The organism is Mycobacteriales bacterium, assembly GCA_036497565.1.
Classification (GTDB): domain Bacteria; phylum Actinomycetota; class Actinomycetes; order Mycobacteriales; family QHCD01; genus DASXJE01.
The window spans coordinates 1-5,620 of sequence record DASXJE010000160.1; the positions used below are offsets into that span (position 1 = coordinate 1).

A 5,620-nucleotide genomic window follows, 5' to 3' on the forward strand; every position below is an offset into this window, starting at 1 on the left:
TGGCCTCGCCGAGGAGGTCGCCGAGCCGGTCCAGCCGGCGCTCCCAGACCGTGCGCTGATCCGCGAGCCACGTCTCGACCGATCGCAACGCTTCCGGCTCGACCGAGCAGGTGCGGATCCGCCCGACCTTGCGAGTCGTCACCAGCCCGCAGTCCTGTAGCACCTGCAGGTGCTGCATCACCGACGGCAGCGACATCGCCAACGGCGATGCCAATTCGCCGACCGACGCGGGTGAACGAACCAGCCGAGCCACGATCTGGCGTCGGGTCTCGTTGCTCAGCGCACCGAAGATGCGATCCAACGACGACTCTTGGTTAGGCACATGCCTAAGTAAACGGCGGCGGCGACCCAAAGTCAAGCAGTTGCCTAAGTATTCGGGACCGGAGCGCCCCGGGCCCTAGGGTCGGCGGTGTGGTGGAGCCGATGCTTGCGCGGCAGATCGACCGGCTCCCGGCGGGGAGCGGAGCCGCGGGGCTGCTTTTCGAACCGAAGTGGGACGGATTCCGCGCCCTCGCAATCATCGACCGGAACGGTGGCATCGATCTGGTATCGCGGCGTGGGAAGTCGCTGAAACGAGGATTTCCCGAGGTCGTGGCGGCGGTGCACGCCGTGCTGCCGGCCGACACCGTCGTCGACGGGGAGATCGTGCGCTGGTCGGGGGAGGGGCGGCTCGATTTCGGGGCGTTGCAGCACCGCAACACCACGGCCCGGGCCGCGATCGCGCAACTGGCCGCCGAGGAGCCGTGTCATCTGATCTGCTTCGACGTCCTCCGCGTCGCCGGCCGCGACATGGTGGGGGAGCCGCTCATGCGGAGGCGGAAGGTGCTGGAGGACCTCTTCGCCGACGTACCCGGGGCATCCGCGCTCGCGCTCGGGCTGCAGACCGACGACCTCGACACCGCACGGGCTTGGTACGACGACCTCGCCCCGGTGGGAGTCGAGGGGATCATGATCAAACCCGCCACCTCGCGGTACCGGGCGGGGGACCGGTCGGTATGGCGCAAGGTGAAGCACTACGCCAGCACCGAGGCGATCATCGGCGGCGTGACGGGCGGGCTCGACCGTCCTGCCGAGCTGATCGTCGGTCGTTATGCCTCGGAGTCGGGTGAGCTCATCGTGGCCGGGCGGACCGTACCGCTGCACGCCGCCGACTCGGCCGCCGTCGGCGCCGTACTCACGCGTGCTCAGGCGACTCACCCGTGGCCGGAGATGTTGCCCGGCGGGTGGGGGAGTGCCGGCCGGCCGACCGATTACATCCGCGTCGACCCGACCGTGGTCGCCGAGATCCGCGTCGACGTCGCCATCCACGGCGACCGATGGCGGCACGGGCTCCGCTTCCTCCGCCTGCGCTCCGACCTCGACGTTTCCGCCGTACCGACCGACCTCGACACCTACGCGGCCAATTGATGTCGGACCTCTTTGCAAGGATGCCGGCATGGATATGGATCTCGACGCCGCGGTCACGTTCGTGGCCACCCACGCACGAATTCTCGAAAGACGCCGGCTGAGCCTGCTGCTGGGCGAGGGATCGCCGGACGACGTGCTTGCCGCGCTCGACGCTTATCGCAACCCCGACATGGGCTACGGGTGGGCGCTGGAACCCGACCAGCGGTCGGCGACGAGCCAGCCGGTGGCGGCCATGCACGCCCTCGAGATCTTCGCCGAGGTCCGCGACACGAAGAGTCAGCGTCCGGTGGAGCTGTGCGACTGGCTCGCGGGCCACACACTCCCCGACGGTGGCATGCCCTTCGGCCTCCCATATTCCGACACCGCGGGGAACGCGTCGCACTGGGTGGATGCCGATACGACGACGTCGTCGCTGCAGATGACGACGCAGCTGGCGGCTCGAGCTCACCGGCTCGCGCGGCACCGTCCTGACATCGCGGGACATCCGTGGCTCGTTGCCGCCACGGCCTACTGCCTGGACGCGATCGATCCGACCGTCGAGACTCTGCACGCCTACGAGCTGATGTTCGCGATGCATTTCCTCGACGCGGTGGCCGACGCCGACCCCCGCGCCCACCCGGTGCTCGACCGGCTCACCCGCCACGTGGTCAGCGACGGCCCGACTCCCGTGGCCGGAGGCGCGGAGGGAGAGGCGCTGCACCTCCTGGACTTCACCCCGTATGCGGATGCGCCCTCGCGTGCGTCGTTCCCGAAGGACGCCATCGCGGCGGACCTCGACCGGCTGGCCCGCCAACAGCAGCCCGACGGCGGATGGACCGTGGACTACCCGACGTACAGCCCTGCCGCAGCCCTGGAGTGGCGTGGCTACGCGACAATCCAGGCCGTCGCCATACTGCGGACCACCGCCCTGTGACCATGTTTGCCGCTGGAAACCAGGGGAGAGGCTAACCAGCCGGTGCGACGGAGGCGCCCTCGATGCCGTGTCGCGCCAGTGCTTCGGCGACGAATCCGGTGGACTTGCTGCGTTCGACGAATTCCGCCAGCGCCTCTGCGGCGGCGTCACCGCGTCCGGCCGGCAGACCCATCGCCTGCTGGATCACCATGAACCGGCCGGGCAGCATGCGCAACGACGGATCGTCGCCGGCCCAGCCCTCCAGCAGCTGGCGAATGCCGGCCGCCACCTCGACCTGGCCGGTCTTCAGCGCCTGTAGCACCGCAGGCGCATTGGCCACGCGCTCGACCTGCGCCGCCTGAAGCTCGCGCGAGAGGAAGAGGTCATAGGCGCTGCCCTGTCCGACCGCTACCCGGTTCCGGGCGTCATCCACGTCGGCGTTGTCGTGCATGGGGGAGCGGTCGGGCACTAGATAACTGCCCTCGATCAGCACGTACGGCGCGGTGAAGCGCAGACCGTCGCTGCGCGCCGGATCCACCGCGAAGAAGCCGACGTCGGCCTTCTCGCTCCGCACGGCATCCACCGAGAGCATGGCCTTCTCGAACAAGACCAACTCGACCTCGAGATCGAGCTCCCGCCCGAGCGCCCGCGCCAGATCGACCGAGACACCGCCGGCCTCGCCGGTGGCCGCATCACGATGCGCGAGGATCGGGTTGCCCAGGTTGATGGAGGCACGGAGCCGGCCGACGGGAGCAAACGCGCGGACGAGAGATTCGGAGGGGAGCGCCATGTCGGCGAGCATAGGTGCACCGGGGGAGCGGTCGGCCGGCAACTATGGCAGCGGCTTGTGCATCAGCGTGATCATCGTTTCGTAACGGGTGATGGAGCCGTCCGGAGCCTCCTGATCCCATGAGCCGGGCTCGCGGCCGTGCGCGACGTAACCGAGCCGCTCATACAGAGCGCGCGGCCGCGGGTAGTTTTCGTCCACGCCCAACTCAGCCCGGTTCAGACCGCGGGCACGGATCCGCTGCTCCGCAGCCTGAACGAGGATCGTGCCGATCCCGCACGACCGCAGCGACTCGTGCACCGACAGCTGCCACAGCGTCCCGGCGCCGGAGGTCAACGTGTAGTCGACCCCACCCAACGCGACCGGCAGTCCGGACGGTGGGCAGACCGCGAGATAGTCGACCTCACCGGTCCCGGCGCGTTCCAGTGATCTGGCGACGCCGGATCCGGCCCAGGCACACGCCGGCAGATCCGGCACGGTCAGATCTCGAACCGTCAGCGGTAATACGACCTCGGGCATGTGCGTCACCTCTCAGGAGCTGGTTCACGCCATCGCTAACCCGGGCCGTTGGGGTACGCGAGATCGTAGGCGCGAGAGAGCTTCTTGGGGACGACCATGCGCCAAGCGTCGACGACGAGCTCGCGGGCCTCGGTGGGTTCCAGTGACTCAAGATCTGAGTCGACCCAGTTGAAGCGCAGATCCGACGCCGATGGCATCTGGAACTTGCGTGGATCGCCCGCGACGAACGCCGCCCGCTCCTCCTTCGGGAAGGCGAAACCCATCACCTTCTCGTCGAGGGAGAACGCCACGTAGACGATCTGACCGACGCGGAACTTCAACCTCCCGTGAACGTACGCGTGGTAGGAGCGCTCCAACTCTGCGCCCAGCGCTCGAACGTCCTCGATCACCGCCATGTTCAGAGTCCACAGAACTCCCTGGGCTTCCGTCAACGTCGTATCCGGCTGAGCGGCAGGACACGCACGGGGGACCCCCTCGTGGCCGTCATCCCGTCCTCAACACGGGACGGGATCTCTCCTACTTGACATAATGCTCATTATCGGCGTTGGAGATAACGGTGGTTGCAGCCTATGAACCGTGGGGCTCCCGCTTGGCGCGCTCGGCGACCGGGATGCCTCGACCCGCGTCGCCCGGCCCCGCGATCATGGCCGTGAGAGTGCCGTCCGCACAATGTCGTCCGCGACTTCGTCGATGGGCCTTGTCGCATCGATGACGATCGATCCGATGCGCTTAGCGTCTTCCACGACGTCGGTATTCAGCTCGAGCTGCTCAGCGAGTTCTTCCGGGCTCTGCCCAAAGCAATTGTTGGTTCGAGAGAGAAGTCTTTCTCGCATCGTGTCGTTATCGACACGCAACGTGAATCGTTTGGCAAATAAATCTCGGAAATCATCCTGGTTCATTGCTCCGCCACAGATGAATACGGACGCGTCACGAGACGCCAGGGCAAAAGCCCGTAGCTTTTGGCTGTCCCACATCCAGTTCGCTCGAGTCTCGACCTCGGTCGGCAAGCCGGTCACCGGGTCGGCAAAGTAGGCGAACATTGCGTCTGAGTCGACGGCACGGTAGCCCTGCCGCGTCAGTTCTGCGGCGAGTGTCGTCTTACCGGTCCCCGAAAGGCCGTCGATCTGCACCATCACTACGCGGACGATAGAGCAGGAGCCTGCACTCCCCCGGATCAGCTGACGCCGACGGTCTGCCGTTCAGGCTCGATGACGCCGACGACGCGTTCCTCTGCTCGGGAGTAGGGCGCACCGACATATTTCATCGAGATCTGGTCGATGACCTCCCAGGCCGCGTCGCCATCGAGCCATTCGACGACCCGGCCACGGACGATGACCGGCTGGAACGGGTTGTCGGCCGGCGTCAGGGACAGCGCCACGCGCGGGTCCCGGCGCAGGTTACGGGCCTTGCGCGAGCCCGGGCCGGTCAGGAAAACGATCTGGTCGCGGTGCGTGGCGACCCACAGCGGGACGCTGTGGGGCGATCCGTCGGGCAGAACCGTGGCCAGGTGGGCCAGCGAGGTGCCATCGAGGACTCGGCGTACGTCGGGATCGAGCATCTCTGTTCTCCTCACGGTCATCGTGCGATCTCGTAGTGGAGGTGGGTGACACCGGGCGCCGGGACGACGTCGACGAGGCGGAGCTGCACGTGCCCGGGAAGCGTCTGGAAGAAGGGTCGTCCGCCGCCGAGCAGGACCGGCACCTGATGCAGTATCACTTCGTCGACGAGCCCTGCCTTCAACCCTTCGGTGAGTGCGCCGCCGCCCATGAGGGCGACGTCCTTGTCGCCGGCGGCCTCGCGAGCGGCCGCGACCGCGTCCTCGATGCCGGTGGTGACGAGGGTCTGCTGCTCGGTGATCTCCGGCGCCGCCCGATGACTGAGGACGACCAGTCGGGCGCTCGGGTGCGGGCCCTTCCCACCGAAGTGTTCGGAGTCCTCATAGGTCTTGCGCCCCGCAACGACCGCGCCCACGCGCCCGGCGACAGAGTCGAAGACCCGGGCGCTGGGCTCGCTCA

The 5,620-nt window shown here is 67.6% G+C and carries 9 protein-coding genes; 2 read left to right on the forward strand and 7 right to left on the reverse strand.

Translation table 11 applies throughout. From position 1 onward, the window contains the following. Positions 1 to 322, reverse strand: a 322-nt coding sequence (locus VGH85_13630; GenBank protein ID HEY2174843.1) for a metalloregulator ArsR/SmtB family transcription factor, incomplete at its 3' end; no start/stop codon positions are given. Between the two features lie 89 nt (positions 323 to 411). On the opposite strand from VGH85_13630, the gene VGH85_13635 reads away from it, so the two are divergent. Together VGH85_13635 and VGH85_13640 are read left to right on the forward strand one after the other, a co-directional pair. After that, positions 412 to 1,407, forward strand: a complete 996-nt coding sequence (locus VGH85_13635; protein ID HEY2174844.1) for a hypothetical protein — start codon at positions 412 to 414, stop codon at positions 1,405 to 1,407. Between the two features lie 28 nt (positions 1,408 to 1,435). Next, the gene (locus tag VGH85_13640; protein ID HEY2174845.1) at positions 1,436 to 2,320 is read left to right on the forward strand and encodes a hypothetical protein; all 885 of its coding nucleotides are present in this window, start codon (positions 1,436 to 1,438) and stop codon (positions 2,318 to 2,320) included. 31 nt (positions 2,321 to 2,351) lie between these two features. On the opposite strand, the gene VGH85_13645 is transcribed toward VGH85_13640, so the two are convergent. The 6 genes from VGH85_13645 to VGH85_13670 form a co-directional block, all read right to left on the reverse strand. Further along, positions 2,352 to 3,101, reverse strand: a complete 750-nt coding sequence (locus VGH85_13645; GenBank protein ID HEY2174846.1) for a transporter substrate-binding domain-containing protein — start codon at positions 3,099 to 3,101, stop codon at positions 2,352 to 2,354. Positions 3,102 to 3,131: 30 nt separating this feature from the next. Then, entirely contained in the window at positions 3,132 to 3,605 is a 474-nt protein-coding gene (locus VGH85_13650; GenBank protein HEY2174847.1) for a GNAT family N-acetyltransferase, read from the reverse strand. 35 nt (positions 3,606 to 3,640) lie between these two features. Continuing rightward, entirely contained in the window at positions 3,641 to 4,000 is a 360-nt protein-coding gene (locus tag VGH85_13655; protein HEY2174848.1) for a hypothetical protein, read from the reverse strand. Positions 4,001 to 4,246: 246 nt separating this feature from the next. After that, positions 4,247 to 4,738, reverse strand: coding sequence for an AAA family ATPase (locus VGH85_13660; protein HEY2174849.1), 492 nt, complete (start codon positions 4,736 to 4,738; stop codon positions 4,247 to 4,249). A 41-nt stretch (positions 4,739 to 4,779) separates the two neighbouring features. After that, entirely contained in the window at positions 4,780 to 5,163 is a 384-nt protein-coding gene (locus VGH85_13665) for a PPOX class F420-dependent oxidoreductase (protein HEY2174850.1), read from the reverse strand. A 17-nt stretch (positions 5,164 to 5,180) separates the two neighbouring features. After that, a partial coding sequence (locus VGH85_13670) for a dihydrofolate reductase family protein (GenBank protein ID HEY2174851.1) occupies positions 5,181 to 5,620 on the reverse strand: 440 nt, incomplete at its 5' end.